Below are 22,157 nucleotides of genomic sequence, written 5' to 3'. Positions count from 1 at the left end.
ATAGATTAGACCGATGAGCGAGGAAGCGACCACCGTCGCACACATCGACCTCGCGCTCGTCGACGACTGCCTCGAGCGCTTCTTCGCTGTGTCGTCGGCCCGCGCCGAGCGCTACGGCCGACCGTCCGAGGAACTCTGGCGCGTGCTCCGCAAGGCGAGCATGGGCGGCAAGCGCTTCCGGCCGCGCATGGTCCTCACCGCGTACGCCGGCATGGGCGGCACCGACGTGCCCGCCGCCGCGAACGTCGCCGCCGCCTACGAACTCCTGCACACCGCCCTCGTCGTGCACGACGACGTCATCGACCGCGACTGGTCCCGCCGCGGGCAGCCGAACGTCGCCGGGTCCTTCCGCGACACCGGCACGACGGGTGGGCTGCCGCTGCCCACCGCCGAGCACCGGGGGATGAGCGCCGCGGTCATCGCCGGCGACCTCGCGCTCGCCGCCGCGCCCCGCTTCATCGAGGCCTCGGGCGCCGAGGGGCACCGCCGCGCACGCCTGCTCGAGCTCCTCGACGAGGCCGTCTTCGCCAGTGCCGCCGGCGAGATGACCGACGTCGACCTCGCCCTCGGCGTGATGCCGACGGTGGACGAGGTCCTGCAGATGGAGCGCGCGAAGACGAGCGTGTACTCGTTCGAGGCCCCGCTGCAGTCCGGCGCCGTGCTCGCCGGGGCCGACGAGTCCGTCGTCGCCGCGCTCGGCGCCTTCGGTCGCGAAATCGGCATCGCGTACCAGATCGTGGACGACCTGCTCGGGGTCTTCGGGGACGAGACGACGACCGGCAAGAGCGTCCTCGGCGACCTGCGCGAGGGCAAGCGCACGATGCTCATCGCCTACGCCGCGACGACCGACTGCTGGCCGGACCTGGCGCCGTACCTGGGCGACCCGGACCTGACCGAGGAGCGCGCGGCCGAACTCCGTGCGACCCTGGTCACCTGCGGCGCCCGATCCGCCGCGGAGTCCCGGATCGCCGAGCACGTCGCACTCGCGCGTGCCGAGCTGTCCGGGCTGCCGTACGACCTCGCCGACCGCCTGGAGGGCCTCGTGACCGAACTCGTGGAACGCGCCCGGTGACGACCACCACGTCGCCGTCGCGCCGCCTGCCCCTGTACGACGCGACGGCCGAGGCCGCCTCGGGCGTCGTCATCGACCGGTACTCGACGTCGTTCGGCCTGGCCAGCCGGCTGCTCGCGAAGGACACGCGGGAGCACATCCGCAACGTCTACGCCCTGGTCCGCGTCGCGGACGAGGTCGTCGACGGCCCGGCGACCGAGGCCGGTCTCGACCGCGACCTCGCCCGCACGGTGCTCGACGAGCTCGAGACCGACACCGAGCGGGCGATCGCCCTCGGCTTCTCGGTGAACCCGGTCGTGCACGCGTTCGCCCGCACCGCCCGGGTCACCGGGTTCGGCGCGGAGCTCACGAAGCCGTTCTTCGCGTCGATGCGGATGGACCTCGAGCGCACCGAGCACGACGACGCCTCGTTCGACGCCTACGTGTACGGCTCGGCCGAGGTCGTCGGGCTCATGTGCCTGCGCGCCTTCGTGTACCGCGCCGGGCGACCGACCTTCGACCAGGCCGAGCTCGTCGCCGGGGCCCGTGCCCTCGGGGCGGCGTTCCAGAAGGTGAACTTCCTGCGCGACCTGCACGCCGACTTCGAGGTGCTCGGTCGCTCCTACTTCCCGGGGGTCGACATCCGCTCGTTCGACGAGACCACGAAGGAGCGTCTGGTGGCCGACGTCCAGGACGACCTCGACCACGCCGCCCGGACCATCCGGCTGCTGCCGGCCGACGCCCGGAACGCGGTCGGTCTCGCGCACGCCCTGTTCCAGGAGCTCAACGACCGCATCGCACGAACGCCGGCGCACCGCCTGGTGACGACGCGCGTACGCGTCCCGAACCCGGTGAAGGCCCGCCTGGCCGCGCAGGTGCTCGCCGGACGTGCGCCCGTGCGGTCGAAGGCGTCCAGCCGTCGGACGGGAGGCACGGCGTGACCCCGCCCCGCGCCTCCAGTCCGGACACGGCCGCGTCCCCGACCCGGCGCAAGGTGCCCGCCCGCCGCGCCGTCGTGATCGGCGGCGGCATCAGCGGCCTGGCGGCCGCTGCCCTGCTCGCCCGTGACGGCTTCGCCGTCACGGTGCTCGAACAGCGCACCCAGCTCGGCGGCCGCGCCGGGTCGTGGGAGCGCGACGGCTTCCGGTTCGACACCGGGCCGTCGTGGTACCTCATGCCCGAGGTGTTCGACCACTTCTTCCGGCTGCTCGGCACCTCGGCCGACGCCGAGCTCGACCTGGTGGAGCTCGACCCGGGCTACCGCGTCTACACCGAGGGCCACGACGAGCCGATCGACCTGCGGTCGGACCGCGAGGCGAACATCGCGCTCTTCGAGTCCGTCGAGCCGGGCGCCGGCGCGCGGATCCGGAAGTACCTCGCCTCGGCCGAGGACACCTACGCGATGGCGATCCGCCGGTTCCTGTACACGACGTTCCAGGACCTCACGAAGCTCGCGGCCCCCGACGTGCTCCGTCGCCTGCCGAAGCTCGCCCGGCTCCTGCTGCAGCCGTTGTCGTCCCGCGCCGCCTCGGCGGTCAAGGACCGGCGCCTCTGGCAGATCCTCGGCTACCCCGCGGTGTTCCTGGGCACCAGCCCGTACGCCGCACCGAGCATGTACCACCTGATGAGCCACCTCGACCTCGCCGACGGGGTGCTGTACCCGAAGGGCGGCATCACCGAGGTCATCGGCGCCGTCGAGCGCGTCGCCCGGGCCGAGGGCGCCCGGGTCATCGCCGGCGCGAAGGTCGAGCGGATCGTGGTCGAGGACGGCGTCGCCACCGGGGTCGTGCACCGCGACCGCGACGGCGTGCAGCACACCGCCCCGGCGGACCTCGTGGTGAGCGCCGCCGACCTGCAGCACACCGAGATGCAGCTGCTCGACCGAGAGCACCGCACCCACGGCGCCGAGCACTGGAAGACCCGCGACCCGGGGCCGAGCGCGGTGCTCGTGTACCTCGGCATCGACGGGCCGACGCCGGGGCTGCTGCACCACACGCTCGTCTTCACCGAGGACTGGAAGGCGAACTTCGGCGCCATCTTCGGGAAGGACCGGCACGTGCCGGACCCGGCGTCGATCTACGTCTGCGCCCCCTCGGAGACGGACCCGTCCGTCGCGCCCCGCGGCTCGAGCAACCTGTTCATCCTCGTGCCGCTGCCGGCCGACCTGTCGATCGGCAAGGGCGGCGTCGACGGCGCCGGCGACTTCGAGGTCGAGCGGATCGCCGACCGCGCGATCGACCTCGTGGCCGAACGCGCCGGCGTCCCGGACCTGCGCGACCGGATCCGGGTGCGCCGGACGATCGGTCCGCGCGACTTCGCCGACGACCTGAACGCCTGGAACGGCTCGATGCTCGGCCCGGCGCACACCCTCAAGCAGAGCGCGTTCTTCCGCGAGAAGAACGCCTCGACGAAGGTGCAGGGGCTCTACTACGTCGGCGCCTCGACGATCCCGGGCATCGGCCTGCCGATGTGCCTGATCAGCGCCGAGGTGCTGCTCAAGCGCATCCACGGGGACACGAGCACCGAACCGCTGCCGACACCGCTCCGGGCGCCGAGGGACCGGACCGGCGCCGCCTGATGCCGGGGGTGTACCTCGCCGGCCTCGTGGTGTCCCTGGTCGGCATGACCGTGCTCGACGCCCGCTTCCGGCTGTTCTTCTGGCGGGCACACTGGCGGGCGGCTGCCGTGATGGCCGTCGGCGTCGCGTTCTTCATGGTGTGGGACGTCGCCGGGGTCGCGGTCGGCATCTTCTTCATCGGACCGCAGGACCTGCTCACCGGGGTGCTCCTGGCGCCCGAGGTCCCGCTCGAGGAGCTCTTCTTCCTGCTGCTGCTCTGCTACTCCACGATGGACCTGGTCGGGTTCGTCCGGCCGGTCGTCGCCCGGGCTGCGGAACGGCGGCGTCCGTGACCGGCACCGGCGCGTACGCGCTGCTCGCGCTGCCCTTCTTCGCCGTCACCGCCGTCGTGGCCGTGGCCGCCGGGGTCGTCGCCGCACGTCGTGCCCGGGCGGCCGGACGCCGACCGGGTCACGGTCGCCGCGTCGCGGTGACCACCTCGCTCGTCGCCGGTGCCGCCCTGCTCGTCATGACGATCGTCTTCGACAACGTCATCGTCGGGCTCGGCATCGTCGACTACGACGCCGGACTCATCAGCGGTGCGAAGATCGGGGTGATCCCGGTCGAGGACCTCGCCTACGCGATGTCGGCGGTCGTGCTGCTGCCCAGCCTCTGGGTGCTGTTCGACCGCTCCGGCGGACGGGACGCGACCCGACCGCCCGACGCGACCGCGGCGCGCCCCGCGCCCGAGCCGACCACCGCACGACCGGAGGACCACCCGTGAACGCCAGCACCGCCTCCAGGCCGTCGACCCTGCGTGCGCTGTTCGTGTCGTCGCGGCCGATCAGCTGGGTGAACACCGCCTACCCGTTCGGCGCCGCGTACCTGCTCGGCAGCGGGGTGGGGGTCGACGGCGGTGGCGGGTTCTCGCTCGTCGCGTTCCTGGTCGGCGTCGTGTACTTCCTGGTGCCCTACAACCTGGCGATGTACGGCATCAACGACGTCTTCGACTACGAGTCCGACCTGCGCAACCCGCGCAAGGGCGGCGTCGAGGGTGCGCTGCTCGACAAGAGCGTGCACCGCACGACGCTGTGGGCCGTCGTCGTCACGAACGTCCCCTTCCTCGTCGCGCTCGTGGTGCTCGGCGCGGTGAGCGGCAACGGGCCGTGGTCGTGGCTCGTGCTGGCGATCAGCGTGTTCGCGGTCATCGCGTACTCGGCACCGGGGCTGCGGTTCAAGGAGAAGCCGTTCCTCGACTCCCTGACGTCGTCCACCCACTTCGTCTCGCCGGCGGTCTACGGCCTGGCACTCGCCGGCCCGCACTGGACCGGGCAGCTCGTCGCCGTGTGCATCGCGTTCTTCCTGTGGGGCGTCGCCTCGCACGCCTTCGGCGCCGTGCAGGACGTCCTGGCCGACCGCGCCGGCGGGATCGGCTCCGTCGCGACCGTGATCGGGGCGCGGGCCACGGTCCGCCTGGCCTTCGTGGCCTACGTGGTGGCCGGCGTCGCGCTGCTGTTCTCGGCGTTCCCCGGGCCGATCGCCGCGGTCGTCGTCGTGCCCTACGCGCTCAACGTGCTGCCGTGGTGGAACGTGACGGACGACGGTGCCGAGGCCGCGAACGCCGGGTGGAAGCGGTTCCTCTGGATCAACTACCTGGCCGGGTTCATCGTCACGATGGCGCTCATCGCGTACGCGTTCACGCACTGAGGCCGGCGGCGGCCGGGCGGGCCGTCGCGCGACGGGCCCCGCGGCGTGCGCCCCGCCCGAGGTTCGGGCTGACCGTTGCGCGACGGCCGCCGTCCGCGCCCCGCAGCGGTCGTCGCGCCCCGGCTCACCGGGGCGCGACGCGTGTCCGGGGGCGCGGTCCCGGTGGACCGCGGCGACCCGGGCCCGCCCACCCGACGCCCGCCCCACCCGGACCCGCCCACCCGCGCCCCGCCGCTCGCCCGCCCGTCACCGGCGCCTGACAGACTGGTCGCACGCACCGCGGCGTCCGTGGTGCGACACCAGCCACGACGGCAGTCACGAAGGAGTGCGCGCATGACGGTCCGGATCATCCACGTCGGTCTCGGAGGGTGGGGCGGCAACTGGGCCCGCACCGCCATCCCAGAGGTCTCCGAAGTGGAGGTGGTCGGGATCGTCGACCCGACGGCGCCGACGCTCGAGGCCGTCCGCCAGGACCTCGGGCTGCCCGCGTCGGTCGCGTTCGCCTCGCTCACCGAGGCCCTCGCCGCGGTCGAGGCCGATGCCGTCGTCATCACCGCGCCGGCCGTCACGCACGTGCCGCTCGCGCTCGAGGCCCTCGAGGCCGGCAAGCACGTCCTGGTCGAGAAGCCGTTCGCGAACACCACGGACGAGGCCGTCACCGCGGTCCGGCGTGCCGAGGAGCTCGGCCTCGTGCTCCAGGTGAGCCAGAACTACCGCTGGTACCCGGCGCCCCGCGTCGTGCAGGAGATGCTCGAGGCGGACGCCGTCGGCGAGCTCTCCGCGATCACGATCGACTTCCGCCAGTGGGACAACGACCTGGCGTTCGAGGAGCACCCGCACTACCGGTTCCCGCACGCGATGATCAACGACATGGCGATCCACCACTTCGACCTGCTCCGGATGGTCACCGGGCGCGAGGCGGTACGGGTCTACGCGAAGTCTTCGTACCCGTCGTACAGCAAGTACCAGGACGAGGCCGTCGCGTCGATGGTCATCGAGCTCGACGACGGACTGGTCGTGAGCTACCGCGGCAGCTGGCTGAGCCGCGCGCCGCGCACCGCCTGGGCGGGGGAGTGGAGCATCCAGGGCGAGGACGGCGAACTCTGGTTCACCAGCCGCTCCGGAGCCCCGAACGCCGTGGCGGGCGACCGCGTGACGGTCCGCCGCACGCAGGACGACGACGCCGAGCCGGTCGAGCTGCCCACCCTCGCGCACACCGACCGCCAGGGCGGGTTGCAGGCGTTCGCGCGCTCGGTGCAGGGCGGTCCCGCGCCGGAGACGAGCGGCCGCGACAACCTGCGGAGCCTCGCGCTCATGGAGGCGGCGGGCCGCTCCGCCGCCTCGGGCCGACCCGAGGACGTCGTCGTCCCGAGCTGAGCGCAGCCGCAGCCGGCCCCTGCTGATCGCCGGCAGCGTCCGGTCGCTCCCACGTGCCGGACGGGAGGCACGGTGCCGGCCCGGCCCGTGCCTCCCGTCCGCCGCGTCGCGGGGCCGTCCACCCCGCGGACGCGTCAGGCCACGCCGGCCGCTCGCCGGGCCTGCGCCACGGCGCGACGCGCGCCGAGCGACCAGCCGGGGCCGTGGCCGGGGAGCACGTGCTTCGCCTCGGTGTCCGCGAGCCGGTCGAGCGAGGCGATGGCGGTGTCGACGTCCGAGGTCGCCGCCGGCGCCACGATGCGCGGCCCGATGCTGCCGGTGTAGGGGTCGAGGGTGACGAGCGCGTCGCCCGCGATCACCGCGTCGCGGTCGGCGAAGTGCAGCGCGACGTGCCCGTCGGTGTGCCCCGGCGTCTCGATGATCCACGGGGTGCCGGGGACGTCGGCGCGGGACTCCAGGGGCAGGGTGTCGTCGATGCCGGACACGGTGGCGGCGCCGGCGAGCAGCATCCGCCCGAGCGGCCGCAACCCGCCCGGGTGCCGTGCGACGAAGCCGAGGCGGTTCGTCTGCGGGCGGTAGGAGTACGGGTGGGCGGCGAGCTCCCGGTCGCCCGGGTGCACGTGGACGGGCGTGCCCCAGTCCCGGTGCATCCGCGCCGCGGTGCCGACGTGGTCGAAGTGGCCGTGCGTGAGCAGGAGCCCCTCGACGCGGTCGGGCGTGTACCCGAGGTCGTGCACCGCGAGCTGCAGGTGCGGCCACGCGGCGGGCAGCCCGGCGTCGACGACGAGCAGTCGGTCGCCGGTCTCGACGAGGTACGTGTTGGTGTGTGCGACCTCGAGGCGGTGGATCCCCTCGGCGGCGTCCCGGATGAGCATGACCGGCACGGTAACCAGGTGCTGCTGTGCACGATCCCGGCTGCGGACGTGTAGGAAATGGTGAATGGCCAAGGACAGTCTGCCCGAGCTCGAACTCGCCAACGTCCGCACCCGTGAGGGCATCACGGACACCGTGACGGAACTCAAGCGGCGTGCGAACCTGCCCGCCCGGACCCGGCTCGCGGTCGCGAAGACCAAGCAGCGGTGGCACCGCGACCCGACGCCCCTCGTGGCGATGGGCATCACCGGTCTCACCGGGGTCGCGGCGATCATCGTCGGCATCTCGATGCGCAACAGCCCCGCCGGGCACCTGGCGACCCCGCCCGCGAGCTCCGCGTTCACCGCGCTGCTGCCGTTCGGCACGCGTGGCGACGCCCCGTCGGCGAAGGAGCAGGCGCAGGGCGGCCGGAAGGGCCGCAAGGCGCGGCGGAAGGCCGCCGAGGAAGCCCTCGAGCAGGACCCGGCGCACAAGGCACGGGTGAAGCAGCAGGTCGGCATCAGCGCCGTGCAGCGGCGGGCCGACAAGAACCGCAAGGCGGCGGTGAAGCGGTCGAAGCAGGCTGCGAAGCGCCTCGCCGCACGGAAGGGTTGAGACGATGAGCGACGACCAGCAGAAGCCCCCAGCCGACGACCCCCGCAAGGCCGACAGCCCCACCGACCTCAAGAAGCCGACGCTCGTCTACACGTTGAAGAAGACGCTCCGCGAGTTCTCGAGCGACCAGTGCACCGACCTCGCCGCGAGCCTGACGTACTACTCGGTGCTCGCGCTGTTCCCCGGGTTGCTGGCCGTCGTGTCGATCCTCGGCCTGGTGTCGAACCCGAAGGACACGGTCGACTCCCTGTTGACGATCATCGGCAACGTCGGCTCGAAGGACGTCGCCGAGCTGCTGCGGGAGCCGGTGGAGGGCCTCGTCCGCTCGCCCGCCGCACCCGTCACGTTCATCGTCGGTCTGCTCGGCGCGCTCTGGTCGGCCTCCGGCTACGTCGGCGCCTTCGGCCGTTCGATGAACCGGATCTACAACGTCCGCGAGGGCCGGCCGATCTGGAAGCTCCGCCCGACCATGCTCGGCGTCACCGTGACCACCGTCGTCCTGCTCGTGCTCGGTCTGCTCGCACTCGTGAGCGGACCCCTCGCCCGCAGCTTCGGCGACCTCATCGGCCTCGGTGACGTCGCCGCCACGGTGCTGCTCGTCGTGCAGTGGCCGATCATGCTCGTCATCGCGATCCTCGTCGTGGCGGTGCTGTACTACTGGTCGCCGAACGTCAAGCAGCCGAAGTTCCGGTGGGTGAGCGGCGGGTCGATCCTCGCGATCCTCATCTGGATCGTCGCGAGCGTCGGCTTCGGCTTCTACGTCGGGAACTTCTCGAACTACAACGCCACGTACGGCTCGCTCGGTGGTGTCATCGTCTTCCTGCTGTGGATCTGGATCACGAACAACGCGCTGCTGTTCGGCGCCGAGTTCGACGCCGAGATCGAGCGAGGCCGCGAGCTGCAGGCCGGCATCCGCGCGGAGGAGGACATCCAGCTCCCCGAGCGCGACACCCGCCAGATCGAGAAGCAGGACGAGAAGCGCGCGCAGGACGTCCTCGAGGGCATCCGCATCCGCCAGGGCGTCGACAACGACTGACGGTCGCTCCCCGGGTCGGGGCGCTACCGTGCGAGCGTGCCGTCCTTCCTCGAGGGCCTGCCGTTCCGGTGGCTCCTCCTCGCGCTCTTCCTGGTCGTGTTCTGCCGTGCGCAGGCCACGTACTGGGTCGCGCGGCTTGCGGTGACGGGGGCGTCTCGGTCGCGGTGGGGCGGGTGGCTGCGGTCGCCCGCCGTCCGCCGCGGGTCGGCCCTGCTCGAACGCTGGGGGCTGCCGGTCGTCACGGCGAGCTTCGTCGTGGTCGGGCTGCAGACGGTGATGAACGCGGCCGCGGGACTCGCCCGGGTCGCCTGGTGGCGGTACACGGTCGCGATGGTGCCGGGCTGCGTCGCGTGGGCGCTGCTGTACGCGACCGTCGGGTTCGCGGTGTTCTGGGCCGTGGTGGCGGCGCTCGCCGGCTCGCCGTGGGGCATCGCGGCGATCGGGGGACTGGTGGTCGCCGCCGCCGTCGCGCTGACGGTCCTCCACAGACGTCGCCACCGCACAGGAGGCCCGGCCCGGCTTCCGTAGGCTGGCCCACGTGACGACAGAACCGCTCCAGAACCGTCCGGTCGCCCTGGTGACCGGAGCCACCCGTGGCATCGGCCGCGCGATCGCCGCCGACCTCGGCCGCACCCACCACGTGCTCGTCGGCGGCCGGTCGGCCGACGCCGTCGACGCGTTCGTCGCCGAACTGCCGAGTGCTGCGCCGTTCGTCGGCGACCTCGGCGCGGGCGACCTGCCGGCGCTGCCCGAGCGGCTCGACGTGCTCGTGCACTCCGCCGGCGTCGAGCAGGGCACCACCGTCGCCGAGACCCCGCGTGCCGTGTGGGAGCAGGTCTTCGCCACGAACGTGTTCGCGGTCGCCGAGCTCACCCGGGCGGCGCTCCCGGCGCTCCGGGCGGCGCGGGGCATCGTCGTGCCGATCAACAGCGGTTCCGGGTTCCTCGCCGGTCCCGGCGGTGGCGTCTACGCGGCGTCGAAGTTCGCGCTGCGGGCCTTCGCCGACGCCCTGCGTGAAGAGGAGCGTGCGAACGGCGTGCGGGTGTCGAGCGTGCACCCGGGCCGGACCGACTCGGACATGCAACGGGCACTGACCGAGAAGCTCGGCGAGGACTACGACACCGCGTACTACCTGGCGCCGGAGGACGTGGCCGCCGCGGTCCGCACCGTCGTCGACCTGCCGGAGCGCGGCACCGTCGAGTCGCTCGCGATCCGACCGACCCGACGGCGCTGACCGCGGGCTACGACAGCTCGATGCGCGCGTCGAGCTCCAGCCGCTCCAGGAACGTCTCGTCGTGGCTCACCACGACGAGGGCTCCGTGGTGGGCCCGCAGCGCGTCGACGAGCTGATCGACGCTCGTCAGGTCGAGGTCGTTCGTCGGCTCGTCGAGCACGAGCAGCTGCGGTGGCGGGTCGGCGAGCACCAGGGCCGCCAACGCCACCCGGAACCGCTCCCCGCCCGACAGGGCGCCTGCCGGGCGGTCGACGGTGTCGCCACGCACCAGGAACCCCGCGAGCCGGTTCCGCACCTCGGCGACGGGGACGTGCGGGGCGTCCCGGCGGACGTTCTCGAGCACCGTGGCGGTGTCGTCGAGGCCGTCCTTCCGTTGCGGCAGGTACGCGATCCGGTCGACGTGGGCGACGGCCCCGGTCTCGGGCAGCGGGTGCTCCCGGGCTGCGGGGGCGCCGACGAGCTGTTCGAGCAGGGTGGACTTCCCGACGCCGTTGTCCCCGGTGACCGCGATCCGCTCCGGCCCCTGCACGATCACGTCCCGCCCGCGCACGGTCACGGTGGCGATCCGACGCGACGCCGGGACGCCTGGGTCGGGCAGGGTGACGTGGATCGACTCGTCGTCGCGCAGGCGGAGCTCGGCCTCGCGCTTGGTGGCGAGTGCGGCGGCTTCGTCGTCCGCGTACCCGACGCGCAGTCGGCCGGCGGTCTCCTGCGCCTTCTTCCGCTGCTCGTTCGCCAGGATCTTCGGCATCGAGCGGCCCGCCTTCTCACCGGCCCTGGCACGACGCGCGATCTTCGTATCGGCCTCGATGCGCTGCCGCTTCTCGGTGCGGTGCCGCTGCTCGGCGACGCGGACCTCGCGCTCGACGGCCGCCTGCTGCACGGCCAGGTGCTCCTCGAACGCGCTGAACGTCCCACCGAACACGGTCACCGACCCGGCGCGGAGCTCGACGGTCTCGTCGACGTGCTCCAGGAGTTCCCGGTCGTGGCTGACGAGCACCAGGGTGCCACGCCAGTCGTCGACCAGGTCGAGCAGCACCCCGCGGGCCCGGCGGTCCAGGTTGTTCGTCGGCTCGTCGAGGAACGCGATCGGTCGGCCGCGCAGCCGGACGCCCGCGACGGCGACGAGCACGGACTGCCCGCCGGACAGCGTCGACACCGGCCGCTCGAGGTCGGTGCCGTCGAGCCCGACCCGGTCGAGCACGGCGGCGGCCCGTTCCTCGAGGTCCCAGTCGTCGCCGACTGCCTCGAGCTGTGCTGCCGTGGCGTCGCCGGCCAGGACGGTCCGGAGCGCGGTGAGTGTGGACCGGATGCCGAGCAGGTCGGCGACGGTGTCGTCGTTCCCCGTCGCGAGGCGTTGCGGCAGGTGGTCGACGGGACCCGACGTCGTGATGCTGCCCGACGTGGGGTGGAGCCGGCCGGTCGCGAGCCGGACGAGCGTGGACTTGCCGGCCCCGTTCCTCCCGACCAGGCCGGTGCGTCCACGACCGAAGGCGGCGGACAGGTGGTCGAGCGCGACGGTGCCGTCGGGCCAGGCGAAGGTGACGTCGTGCAGGACGACAGACGGACTGGTGGGCATGGGGGTGTCTCCCGGTGTCGGTGCTGGGCGCACGACACCGAGGCCACCGCGGTGCGGTGGAGCGCCCGACGGGGCGCGCGATCACGGTGTCAGCGCGTTGGCTGAGCGGTACCGGTGATCGACAGCAATCGTCTGCTTCCGTCGGGGGACCCCCGTGTCCGCCATCCGTCCCGCCGGTCGGTCTCCCGCCCCGGCGGCCCCGCGATGACGACGAGGTGGCCTCCACGGTAATCCCGTGACGCGGGCACCCGCAAGGGATGACAGGCTGGGGGCATGCCGGAGAACCTGTTGCCGAACCCCTCGACGAACCCGTCGACCCTGCTGCCCGCCGAACCCGAGGTGACCGCGGCGCTCGAGGCCGACGCCCCCGTCGCCAGCGTCGTCGTGTCGTACCCGTCGTCGAGCCTGGCGTGGGCCCTGCTCGCCGACGAGGCCTGGGCCCGCGGCGCCACCCTCGAGTCCTACGCGTACGCCCGCGTCGGGTACCACCGCGGGCTCGACGCCCTGCGGAAGGCCGGGTGGCGCGGCGCCGGCCCCGTGCCGTGGTCGCACGAGCCGAACCGCGGCGTGCTCCGCGCCCTGTTCGCCCTGCGCCGTGCGGCCCTGGCGATCGAGGAGCCCGGCGAGCCCGAGCGCCTCACCGACTTCCTCAACGCGAGCGACCCCGAGGCGCTGCGCGCCCTCGACGCCGACGCGTAGCCGCGCAGCGCGGGCGCCGCGAGTGCGCTCCGCACAACCGAAGTGCTCCCGAACCACGGCGATACGTGGTTTGGGAGCACTTTGGTTGTGCGCGGCGCGCAGACCCGCGCGTGGCGCGCCCCGGGGAGACGGGGCGCAACGACGACAGCGGGGCGCGCCCGTGCCGCGCCGCCCTCCGCCCGTGCCGAAGCCGCCGCGAAACGACGAAACCAGGTTCCGGACACGGAACCACGCCGATGCGCGGTGCTGTGTCCGGAACCTGGTTCCGGAGAACCCGACCGCCGCCGCTATGCCAGCAACACGCTCCAGCTGAACGCCTGCGGCCAGAGCTGGTGCTCGGGCAGCACGTCGAGGCCGCACGCACGGCTGCCGAGCCCGTGCTGCGCGGCGTCGAGGTACAGGTACAGGTGGTCGGACGTCGGCAGCTCGTACGGGTGCTCCGCACGGTCGACCTGCTGCGCGGTCCACGGCGACAGGGTGAAGCCGGCACGGTGCGAGCCCACCGTCGACACCGTGAACGGCCCGACCGAGAGCGACCGCAACGACGGCCGGTGCCCGGTCTCCTGCGGCCGCGAGTACTCCACGCCGAGCGACCGCACCGGGGCGGTGAACCGGCCGACGCGCGCCGCGTGCGACGAGTCGGCGTACGACTCGAGCGGTCCGGTGCCGAACCACGTCGCGTCCTCGTCCGCCAGCGAGGCGGGCAGGTCGAAGCGCACGCCGATCCGCGGCCAGGTGACGTCCCAGGCGCCGAACGGCACGGCGTCGGTCTGCAGCACGAGGCCGTCGACCGTCAGGGTCCAGCGGTGGGTGACGTCGAGTCCCCAGCCGCTGTTCGCCGCCGCCACGCGCACGTGCTGCTCGAGACCGGAACCGGTCCGGGCCACCGACACGAGTCGGTGGGTGAGCCGGTCCAGCCCGCGGGCGCGCCAGCGGACCGCCGACGCCGGCGCCTCCGGGTCGCCGACGCCGTGGGTGAGCACCGGGTCGGCGGTCTCGTAGCCGCCCTGCGACGCCAGGCTGTCGTTGTCGGTCGGTGCGCGCCAGAGCTCGAGCCGGGGGCCGGCGACCTCGTGGCCCTTCCAGGACACCAGGTCGCCCCGGGCGCTGAAGGTCCCCTCGCCGAGGCGGTCGCCGTCCCAGGTCTGCCGGGAGGCCCGTGGTGCGTCCGCCACACGGCTCGCGACGAGCCGCTGGGTGCGAGCGACGACGTGGCCGGTGTCCGCCCACGCGGTCGGCCCCGCCAGTTCGACCGTGACGTCGAACCACAGCTCGTCACCGGGAGCGAGGTCCCCGGCCGCCGCTGCGCGGACCTCGTCGGGCACCGGCACCGTGGCCGACTCCCGCGCCGCGACGACGCCGGGCGCGAGTCGCCCGGAGGCCTCGACGACGCCGTTCCGCGACAGCGTCCAGCAGAACCGCAGCCCTGCGGTGGAGGCCGAGTGGTACCGGTTCTCGATCAGCAGCGTCGTGTCGGACGACGACAGGCGGACCGGCGCGACCACGGCCGCGAACTCCGCCAGACCGGGGGTCGGGGTGTCGTCGGGCAGCACCAGGCCGTCCATCACGAAGTTGCCGTCGTGCACGACCTCGCCGAAGTCCCCGCCGTAGGCGTAGTAGTCCTGCCCGTCGGCGGTGCGAGCCCGCAGCCCGTGGTCCCGCCACTCCCAGACGAACCCGCCGTGCAGGCGCGGGTAGGTGTCGACCAGCGCCTCGTACTCGGCGATCTGGCCGGGGCCGTTTCCCATGGCGTGCACGTACTCGCAGTGGATGAACGGCTTCGAGCGCTGCCGTGCCGCCTCGGCCGGGCCGCACCCGAGCAGCGGTGTCGCCGGGCCGCCGCCGATCGACTCGGTCTCCTGCAGCGTCGGGTACATCCGCGAGTAGACGTCGGTGTACTCGCCCGTGTAGTCGCCCTCGTAGTGGACGGGGCGCTCGTCGTCGCGGTCGTGCACCCACTGCGCCATCGCGGCGAGGTTGCGGCCGGTGCCGGACTCGTTGCCGAGCGACCACATGACGATCGACGCGTGGTTCTTGTCGCGTTCGACGGTTCGGGCGATGCGGTCGAGGTAGGCCTCGCGCCACGCCGGGTCGTCCGAGGGGTTGCCGACCCAGTCCGTGAACAGGAACCCGTGCGTCTCGAGGTCGCACTCCAGCACCACCCAGAAGCCGAGCTCGTCGGCGAGGTCGAGGACGCGGGGGTGCGGCGGGTAGTGCGAGGTGCGGATCGCGTTGACGTTGTTGCGCTTCATCAGGGCCATGTCGGCCCGGGCGTGCTCCTCGTCGAACACCCGACCGCGCTCCGGGTGCGTCTCGTGCCGGTTCACGCCGTGGAACACCACGCGCTCGCCGTTCACCAGGAACCGGTCGCCGACGATCGCCACCGTGCGGAAGCCGAGCCGGAGCGAGACGGTCTCGCCCTCGGACGACAGGCTGGCGTCGTACAGCCGCGGCAGCTCGGCGCTCCACGGCTCGACGCCCTCGACCTCGATCGGTGCGACGTCGTCGGCTGTCGCCCAGGTCACGTCGACGCCCAGGTCGGGCACGGCGAACCGCACCGGGAACGCCGCGTCGAGCGTCGGGAACGTGATCGTGCCGGTCCCGGTCGAGGGGCGGCCGGACGCCGCCGTCCCCGCGCTCGCCGCGCTCCCGAGCGCAGCGGTCCAGCCGGCGCGGACGAACACGTCGTCGATCGGCGCGGCCGGTCGGGCGAGCAGCGTGACGTCGCGGAAGATGCCCGGCAGCCACCACTGGTCCTGGTCCTCCAGGTACGAGGCCGCCGACCACTGGTGCACCCGCACCCGGACCTCGTTCGTGCCGGGCCGCAGCACGGACGTGACGTCGAACTCCGTCGCGAGCCGCGAACCCGTGCTCCACCCCACGAGCGCGTCGTTCACCCACACCCGGAAGTGCGACTCCACACCGTCGAAGCGGAGCAGCACGCGGGCCGCGCCGTCGAAGGTGCCCGGCAACGAGAACGTGCGGCGGTGGTCGCCCGTCGGGTTCTCCTCGGGCGGGTGCGGCGGGTCGATCGGGAACGGGTACTCCAGGTTCGTGTAGCTCGGGGCGCCGTGGCCGTGCAGCACCCAGTGCGCCGGCACGGGGATCGTGCCCCAGGTGTCGTCGGGGCCCGGCAGCGGGACGTCGGCGACCGGCGACCAGCGGAAGTCCCACTCCCCGTTCAGCGACAGGGTGGGGGCGTCGGTGTGCAGCCAGGCGCGCGGTGCCGCCCGGGTGTCGGACCCGGGTGCGGTGGATGCGAGTGCGGTGGAGGTCAACCCTTGACCGATCCTTCCGTGAGGCCCCCGCGCCAGAAGCGCTGCAGGACGATGATGGCGACCACGAGCGGGATGACCGAGACGAGCACGCCGCCGGTGGTGAGCTGGTAGAACTCTGGCAGACGATCGACCTGGGCCCGCCAGTTGTTGAGCCCCAGCGTGATCGGGTACAGCTTCTGGTCCGCCAGCATGATGAGCGGCAGGAAGAAGTTGTTCCAGATGCCGACGACCTGGAACAGGAACACCGTGACGAGCGCCGGCGTCATCTGCCGGAGCACCACGGTGTGGAAGATCCGGAGCTCGCCGGCGCCGTCGATCCGGGCCTGCTCGAGCAGCGCGGTGTCCACCGAGGCCTGGGCGTACACGCGGCACAGGAACAGCCCGAACGGCGAGACGAGGCTCGGGATGAGCACGCTCCAGTACGTGTCCGTCAGCCCGAGCGTCGAGAACAGCAGGAACAGGGGCAGCGCGGTCGCGGTCCCCGGCACGAGCACCCCGCCGAGGATCGTGCCGAACACGAGCTGCCGACCGCGGAACTCGTACTTCGCCAGGGCGTAGCCGCCGGCTGCGGCGAAGTAGGTCGCCAGCACGGCGCCGACGCCGGAGTACAGGATGCTGTTCGCGATCCAGCGGACGAAGATGCCGCCGTCGTACGAGAACACCTGCTGCAGGTTGCTCCAGAGCGCGAACTCGCCGCCGAACCAGAACCCGTTCGTCGAGAAGAGCGCGCCGGTCGTCTTCGTCGCGGCGATGACGACCCAGTACAGGGGCACCAGGAAGTACAGCGCGACGACGACGAGGATGCCCGTCACGACGATCTGCGATCCGGGGGAGCGGTCGAGCTTGCGGCGCTGGTGCGCCGAGATGGCCGTGGTGTCGACGGGCACCGCCGTCCTGGCGGTGGCCGGCGCTTCGATGGCTTCGCTGGTCATGCGTCCGCCCCCTTCGTGACGTTCGTTCCGTTCTGGAGGCCCGGTTCGGCCTGGGTGGTGACCCTGCGGTCGTCCGCAGCGCGCGTCTGGAGCGCGCGCCGGGCCTCCTGGCCGTCCCGCTTCGCACGCTTGCGGCGGTCGCGCTCGTCCTTCGGCGCGCGGTTCGTCAGCGCGAGGAACGTGAACGACAGCACGAAGGCAGCCAGCGCGATGATGACCGCCTGCGCGCTCGCGACGCCGTACTCGTTGAACGCGAACGCGTTCGTGTAGGCGGCGTAGTTCGGCGTGTACTCGGTGTCGATGGCGGGTGCGACGGTCGACAGGATCTGCGGCTCCGCGAAGAGCTGCAGCGTCCCGATGATCGAGAACACCGTGGTGAGCACCAGGGCCGGCGCGATGAGCGGGATCTGGATCCGGAACGCGACCTGGAACGGGCCGGCGCCGTCCATCTTCGCGGCCTCGTAGACCTCGCCGGGGATGGACTTCAGCTGCGCCACGATGATGAGCATGTTGTAGCCGGTGTACGTCCACGTGACGATGTTCGCGATCGACCAGAGCACGCTGTCCGCACCGAGGAAGTCCGGCTGCAGGCCCACGGACTGCAGCAGGGACACGATCGGCGACAGGCCGGGCACGTACAGGAACGACCACAGGATCGTCGCGATGACCCCGGGGACGCCGTACGGCATGAAGTAGATCGCACGGAAGAAGGCGGGCCACCGGGCGCTCGCCGACTCGAGCAGCAGCGCGAGGACCGTGCAGGCGATGATCATCACCGGGACCTGCACGATGCCGAACAGCAGCATCCGGCCGATCGAGGCGACGAACCCGCTGTCCTGCAGGGCGATCACGTAGTTGTCCAACCCGGCGAAGCGTCCGGAGACGCCGTCCTCGCCGAAGAGGCCCTCGCGGTCGACGGTCGTGAACGACTGGAAGACCGCGCTGATGATCGGGATGACGAACGTCAGCAGGAACAGGGCGAGGAAGGGGCCGAGCAGGATCCACGGCGCGCGCTTCTGCGCGCTCGTGGCCTTCGTGCTCGTGCGGAAGCCGTTCCTCGGCTGCGTCGCGCTCATCGTGCCGTCCTGACGCCGAGGCCCTTGTCCCGGAAGGACTGGACGATCTCCCGCTGGGCGAGCTCCACCGCGTCGGGGAGCTTCAGCCCGCCGGTGAGCTTGCGCCGGAACTGGTTCTGCAGGCTCGTGAACGCCGACTGCGTCACCGGTGACCATGACCAGTCGATGTTCTGTTCCTGCGCCGCGGGGACGAAGACCTCCTCGTTGTACCGCTGGCCCGAGAACCACTCGGACGGCTCCTCACGGGCCTGGCCGATGTAGTCCTTCGCGGGCGACCAGCCGATGCCGCAGTACTCGATCATCGCGTCGATGCCCTCCTTCGACGTGGTCATCCAGGTGATGAACTCGAGTGCCTCCGCCGGGTGCTGCGCGTTGGCGAGGACCGCGGCCGTCGAACCGCCGATCGCACTCGAGCCGGAGCCGGTGTCGCCCCAGGTCTGCATCGGGGCGACCTGCCACTTGCCCTCGCCGCCCTGCACGGACTGGATCAGGGCGTCGGCCCAGCTCGCGCTCGTCACGGCGGCGACCCCGCCGCTCGCGGCGGACGCGTACCAGCCGGGGGTGAACGCGCCGGCGCTCGTGTCGACGAGGTCGTCGTCGATGACGCCGTCGAAGAACTCGGCGACCATCATCGTCGTGTCGTCCGTCATGTCGACGACCCACTCGTCGCCGTCGGTCCGGAACCACCGCGCACCGGCCTGCTGCACGTACGCCGCGAAGGGCGACGCGTCCGCGACCGGGAACACCTCGAGGTAGTTCCGCCTGCCCGTCGAGCGGACCTTGTCGGCGAGGTCGCGCCACGCGTCCCAGGTCGCCGGGGGCTCGCCGCCGGCCTGCTCGAGCAGGGCGGTCTGGTAGTAGAAGCCCATCGGGCCGGTGTCCTGCGGGATGCCGTACACGCCGTCGAGGAACGAGACCTGCGCCCAGGCGGCGTCGTCGTACTTCGCCTGGTGGTCCTTCGCGCCGTAGCGGGCGAGGTCGACCAGGCCGTTCGCGAGCATGAACTCGGGGATCTGCCGGAGCTCGACCTGCCCGATGTCCGGGCCGCCGCCGGCCGCGAGCGCGGAGTACATCTTCTGGTAGCCGCCGGTGTTGCCGCCGGGGATCCAGTTCGCGGTGACCTGGATGCGCGGGTTCTGCGCGTTCCAGACGTCGCAGACCTTCTGCAGGTCCTTGAGCCACGCCCAGTAGGTGAGCTGGACGGTCTCGCCGGACGCGGCGGTGGGGACGAGCGCCGCCCGGTTCACGTTGGTCGAGCCGGGGACCGCGCACCCGGCGAGCAGTCCGGCCGCCGCGGTACCGAGGCCGAAGCCCAACAGTTGTCGTCTGGAGAGGGATGGTGGGCGCTGCGTCATCGCGGTGCACTCCGGTTCGTCGTCGGATCGGGGTTGCGCCTCAGCAAACCACAAAACCGAGCGTCAGTGTGCTTTCGCGCCTGGGTGTTCGCCGTCCACTCCGGGCGGGCGTCACCGCGAGGGGGGAGTGTGGCGGCACGTGAGAGCGCCGGGGCTCATCGGCTCCGGCAACCGTCCGAGAGGAGCTGCCATGACGTCGACGAACGCGACGAGCGAACTGCACCGGATCCTGGGGGAGCGACTGGAACACGGAGGGACGTGGGCCTGGGCCTACGCGGACGCCTCCGGCAACGTGGAGGACCCCCGACGGCAGGCGGCGCTGCGGCTCCGCGCCGTCGAGGAGGCCCTCCGTGCCCAGGGCGCGACCGACGACGTCGTCGACACCGTGGCCGCCGAGTTCGAGCAGGAGGCCGGCGTCCCGTCGCCCGTCAGCCGGTACGTGCTCGTCCACGACGGGTCGGTGGTGGTCAGCGACGTCCTGCCCGGGCGTCTGCACGGCGCGGGGTCCGTCGGCGTGGGAGCCGTACCGGACCTGGTCCCGCTCGTCGCGCACCGACCGGTCGACCTGCCGTTCCTCGTCGTGCACGCGAGCAAGGAGGGCGGCGCCTTCCGCACCTACCGGCTCGGCCACGCACCGGTCGCGGCTGCCGAGTCGGAGCAGCAGGTGCAGGGGCGGAACGACACCCTGCACTACGCCAAGGCCGGGACCGGGTGGAAGCAGCCGCACTGGCAGCAGCACACCGAGGAGATCTGGCGGCAGAACTCCGCCGAGACCGCCGCGGCCGTCGACGAGACCGTCCGCACCCTCCGGCCCGGACTCGTGGTGGTGGCCGGGGACGTCACCGCACGGGAGCTGCTCGTGAAGGCCCTGTCCGCCGAGACGCGCGCCCTGACCTCGGTGTTCCCCGGCGACCCGCGCGCCGACGCCGGTGCGGAGCAGGCCTTCGTCGAGCACGTCGAGACCGCGCTGGCCCGGGCCGTGGCGACGCACCGGCACGACCTCGAGGACCGCCTCCGCACGCACGCCGGGCGCGGGGACAACCAGGTCGTCACCGGCATCGGCTCCGTCGTCGAGGCGCTGCAGCAGGCGCAGGGGTCGACGGTCGCGCTCGACGCGGTCGCGATCGGGGACCGGACGCTCCTGGCCCTGGCCGGTGCCCCCTGGGTCGCGACGGCGCCGGAGCAGGCCGCGGGCACCGCGGTGATCGGGGCGGTCCCGGCGGTGTGCGCGCTCGTCCGTGCCGCGGTCCTGACCGACGCCGAGCTCGTGCTCGTGAACGCCGCGTCCCTGCCTGGTGGCGCACCGGCCGCCGCACTCCTCCGCTGGCCCGTCGGCCCCGCCGTCCCCGCCTGACCCGTGCCGGGTGGGCCGGGGTGCTGGGTGCTGGGGTGCTGTTCCGCGCGTGGTGAGCTGAATCGCGCGTGGTGAGGTGAACTGCGCGTAGGAGGCCCGAAGTTCCTGCCTCCTACGCGCGGAACAGCTTCCCACTGCACGCGCGATGGGACGTTCCGACGGGGGACTCCCCGACGGCCTGGCCGCCTCAGTCGTGCGAGCGGTCGGCGCGCGGCACCAGCGGCAGCGCCAGCAGCGGCAGCACGGCGACCAGGCCGAACGACGCCGCGAACCCGAACGCCGTGACGAGCGCGCCGACCCCGGGGCCGACGGCGCTCGCCGCGACGAACTGCCCGGTGTTCTGCGCGCCGAGCGCCCGGCCGGACCAGAACGGCCCGGCTGCCTCGGCCACCGACGTGTACGCCAACCCGTTGTCGGCGACGGTGACGCTCGTCGCGAGCACCAGGAAGACCGCCGCGCCGGCCAGGTGCGTCGCGTCGACGACCGCCAGCACCGCCATCACGACGGCGGCGCCCACCGCGACGATCCGCAGCGGCCCGACCCGGGAGCCCGCACGGTCGCTCCAGCCGCCGACCAGGATCCGCCCGACGGCACCGACGAACTGCGACGCGCCGACCAGGAGCCCGGCGGCCGGCGTGGACCAGCCGAGGCCGACGAGCCACACCAGTCCGTAGGTCGACAGCGTGAACTGCGGCACCACGAGCAGGACCGACACCGCGTGCACCCGCCACAGGAACCCGCTCGACCGGTAGGGGTTCGCCGTGACCGCCGCGGCGACCGCGGACCGGGTGGGCCTCGGCGGGTCCTTGATGCCGATCGCGCAGCCGGCCGCCAGCACCGCGCAGAGCACGATCGGCAGCACCAGGGCGGCGCGGATCCCCGAGCCCTCGGCGAGCTGCGGGACCGTGACGGCCGCCAGCGTCACCCCGAGCGGCTGTGACATCTGCCGGATCCCCATCGCCAGTCCGCGTCGCTCCTTCGGGAACCACCCGACGACGACGCGTCCGCTCGCGGCGTTCGTCGACGCGCTCGTCATGCCGCCGGCCAGGAACGCCAGGCCGAGCAACACCGGATCGCCCGCCGCGAGCCACGCGCCGACGACCGCCGCCGTCGTGAGCACGAGGCCGCCCGCGATGACGATGCGCTCGCCGAAGCGGTCCGTGACCGCTCCCCAGGCGATGAGCGTCAGCACCATGCCGAAGGTCGGCGCGGACGCGAGCAACCCCGCCACCGGGAGCGACGTGCCGTGCGCGTGTAGGTACGGGATGAGCAGGGCCGGGGCGGACACGACGAGCGTCCCGGCTGCCTGCGCCGCGACCCCGAGGGCCAGCATCGTCCAGGCGCGGGCCGGTACGGGCGTCGTCGCGGCGGTGGTCCGTCGCCGGGCCTCTGTCGTGGGCATGCTGTCGTCCCGTCGTGGAACCAGTTGGTATACCACAACGGTATACCATTGTG

The 22,157-nt window shown here is 72.7% G+C and carries 20 protein-coding genes; 13 read left to right on the top strand and 7 right to left on the bottom strand.

Going from position 1 to position 22,157, the window contains the following annotated elements; all coding sequences use genetic code 11:
* The first annotated feature begins 13 nt into the window (after nt 1-13).
* The 7 genes from BIU94_RS00340 (at nt 14) to BIU94_RS00310 (ending at nt 6,692) form a co-directional block, all read left to right on the top strand.
* The gene (locus BIU94_RS00340; RefSeq protein ID WP_071253065.1) at nt 14-1,072 is read left to right on the top strand and encodes a polyprenyl synthetase family protein; all 1,059 of its coding nucleotides are present in this window, start codon (nt 14-16) and stop codon (nt 1,070-1,072) included.
* Nucleotides 1,069-1,992: a phytoene/squalene synthase family protein gene (locus tag BIU94_RS00335; protein WP_083404479.1), complete on the top strand. Its 924-nt coding sequence runs from the start codon at nt 1,069-1,071 to the stop codon at nt 1,990-1,992. Before BIU94_RS00340 ends, BIU94_RS00335 begins: the two co-directional genes overlap by 4 nt.
* The gene (gene crtI, locus BIU94_RS00330) at nt 1,989-3,629 is read left to right on the top strand and encodes a phytoene desaturase family protein (RefSeq protein WP_254784679.1); all 1,641 of its coding nucleotides are present in this window, start codon (nt 1,989-1,991) and stop codon (nt 3,627-3,629) included. The genes BIU94_RS00335 and crtI overlap by 4 nt, the downstream gene beginning before the upstream one ends.
* The gene (locus tag BIU94_RS00325) at nt 3,629-3,961 is read left to right on the top strand and encodes a lycopene cyclase domain-containing protein (RefSeq protein WP_071253064.1); all 333 of its coding nucleotides are present in this window, start codon (nt 3,629-3,631) and stop codon (nt 3,959-3,961) included. The genes crtI and BIU94_RS00325 overlap by 1 nt, the downstream gene beginning before the upstream one ends.
* On the top strand, nt 3,958-4,392 hold the full coding sequence (locus BIU94_RS00320) for a lycopene cyclase domain-containing protein (protein WP_254784677.1): 435 nt from the start codon (nt 3,958-3,960) through the stop codon (nt 4,390-4,392). Before BIU94_RS00325 ends, BIU94_RS00320 begins: the two co-directional genes overlap by 4 nt.
* Nucleotides 4,389-5,315, top strand: a complete 927-nt coding sequence (locus BIU94_RS00315; RefSeq protein ID WP_071253063.1) for a prenyltransferase — start codon at nt 4,389-4,391, stop codon at nt 5,313-5,315. Before BIU94_RS00320 ends, BIU94_RS00315 begins: the two co-directional genes overlap by 4 nt.
* Before the next feature lie 333 nt (nt 5,316-5,648).
* On the top strand, nt 5,649-6,692 hold the full coding sequence (locus tag BIU94_RS00310; protein ID WP_071253060.1) for a Gfo/Idh/MocA family protein: 1,044 nt from the start codon (nt 5,649-5,651) through the stop codon (nt 6,690-6,692).
* 134 nt (nt 6,693-6,826) lie between these two features.
* Here the strand turns inward: BIU94_RS00310 and BIU94_RS00305 are convergent, their stop codons facing one another.
* Entirely contained in the window at nt 6,827-7,567 is a 741-nt protein-coding gene (locus BIU94_RS00305) for an MBL fold metallo-hydrolase (protein ID WP_071253191.1), read from the bottom strand.
* A 64-nt stretch (nt 7,568-7,631) separates the two neighbouring features.
* Between BIU94_RS00305 and BIU94_RS00300 the strand changes: the two genes are divergently transcribed.
* From BIU94_RS00300 to BIU94_RS00285, 4 genes are read left to right on the top strand one after another with little or no spacing between them, the layout of a single operon-like run.
* A complete protein-coding gene (locus BIU94_RS00300; RefSeq protein ID WP_071253056.1) occupies nt 7,632-8,159 on the top strand; it encodes a hypothetical protein in 528 nt (175 codons plus the stop codon).
* Nucleotides 8,160-8,163: 4 nt separating this feature from the next.
* Complete coding sequence (locus tag BIU94_RS00295; protein WP_071253054.1) at nt 8,164-9,195, top strand: YihY/virulence factor BrkB family protein; 1,032 nt, start codon at nt 8,164-8,166, stop codon at nt 9,193-9,195.
* Between the two features lie 36 nt (nt 9,196-9,231).
* Nucleotides 9,232-9,723, top strand: coding sequence for a DedA family protein (locus BIU94_RS00290; protein WP_071253052.1), 492 nt, complete (start codon nt 9,232-9,234; stop codon nt 9,721-9,723).
* A gap of 10 nt (nt 9,724-9,733) precedes the next feature.
* Nucleotides 9,734-10,429 (top strand): SDR family oxidoreductase, encoded by a 696-nt coding sequence (locus BIU94_RS00285; protein WP_071253050.1) that lies wholly within the window; start codon nt 9,734-9,736, stop codon nt 10,427-10,429.
* A 7-nt stretch (nt 10,430-10,436) separates the two neighbouring features.
* On the opposite strand, the gene BIU94_RS00280 is transcribed toward BIU94_RS00285, so the two are convergent.
* Nucleotides 10,437-12,008, bottom strand: a complete 1,572-nt coding sequence (locus BIU94_RS00280) for an ABC-F family ATP-binding cassette domain-containing protein (RefSeq protein WP_071253049.1) — start codon at nt 12,006-12,008, stop codon at nt 10,437-10,439.
* 273 nt (nt 12,009-12,281) lie between these two features.
* Here BIU94_RS00280 and BIU94_RS00275 point away from each other — a divergent pair, with 273 nt between their 5' ends.
* A complete protein-coding gene (locus BIU94_RS00275) occupies nt 12,282-12,707 on the top strand; it encodes a DUF3151 domain-containing protein (RefSeq protein WP_071253047.1) in 426 nt (141 codons plus the stop codon).
* Between the two features lie 287 nt (nt 12,708-12,994).
* Here the strand turns inward: BIU94_RS00275 and BIU94_RS00270 are convergent, their stop codons facing one another.
* The 4 genes from BIU94_RS00270 to BIU94_RS00255 are packed head-to-tail and all read right to left on the bottom strand — an operon-like array spanning nt 12,995 to nt 19,348.
* The gene (locus tag BIU94_RS00270) at nt 12,995-15,985 is read right to left on the bottom strand and encodes a glycoside hydrolase family 2 TIM barrel-domain containing protein (protein ID WP_071253045.1); all 2,991 of its coding nucleotides are present in this window, start codon (nt 15,983-15,985) and stop codon (nt 12,995-12,997) included.
* Nucleotides 15,982-16,917: a carbohydrate ABC transporter permease gene (locus BIU94_RS00265; protein WP_139195833.1), complete on the bottom strand. Its 936-nt coding sequence runs from the start codon at nt 16,915-16,917 to the stop codon at nt 15,982-15,984. Before BIU94_RS00265 ends, BIU94_RS00270 begins: the two co-directional genes overlap by 4 nt.
* A complete protein-coding gene (locus tag BIU94_RS00260) occupies nt 16,914-17,993 on the bottom strand; it encodes a carbohydrate ABC transporter permease (protein ID WP_071253042.1) in 1,080 nt (359 codons plus the stop codon). The genes BIU94_RS00265 and BIU94_RS00260 overlap by 4 nt, the downstream gene beginning before the upstream one ends.
* Entirely contained in the window at nt 17,990-19,348 is a 1,359-nt protein-coding gene (locus tag BIU94_RS00255; protein ID WP_071253041.1) for an ABC transporter substrate-binding protein, read from the bottom strand. The genes BIU94_RS00260 and BIU94_RS00255 overlap by 4 nt, the downstream gene beginning before the upstream one ends.
* A 190-nt stretch (nt 19,349-19,538) precedes the next feature.
* Between BIU94_RS00255 and BIU94_RS00250 the strand changes: the two genes are divergently transcribed.
* Entirely contained in the window at nt 19,539-20,702 is a 1,164-nt protein-coding gene (locus BIU94_RS00250; RefSeq protein ID WP_071253039.1) for a Vms1/Ankzf1 family peptidyl-tRNA hydrolase, read from the top strand.
* A 187-nt stretch (nt 20,703-20,889) separates the two neighbouring features.
* Here the strand turns inward: BIU94_RS00250 and BIU94_RS00245 are convergent, their stop codons facing one another.
* The gene (locus BIU94_RS00245) at nt 20,890-22,104 is read right to left on the bottom strand and encodes an MFS transporter (RefSeq protein WP_071253038.1); all 1,215 of its coding nucleotides are present in this window, start codon (nt 22,102-22,104) and stop codon (nt 20,890-20,892) included.
* Nucleotides 22,105-22,157: the final 53 nt, after the last annotated feature.

The organism is Curtobacterium sp. MMLR14_006, from assembly GCF_001864985.1.
GTDB lineage: Bacteria > Actinomycetota > Actinomycetes > Actinomycetales > Microbacteriaceae > Curtobacterium.
Note: the sequence above shows the minus strand (reverse complement) of the source record. Positions and strands in the feature narration are given on the sequence as shown.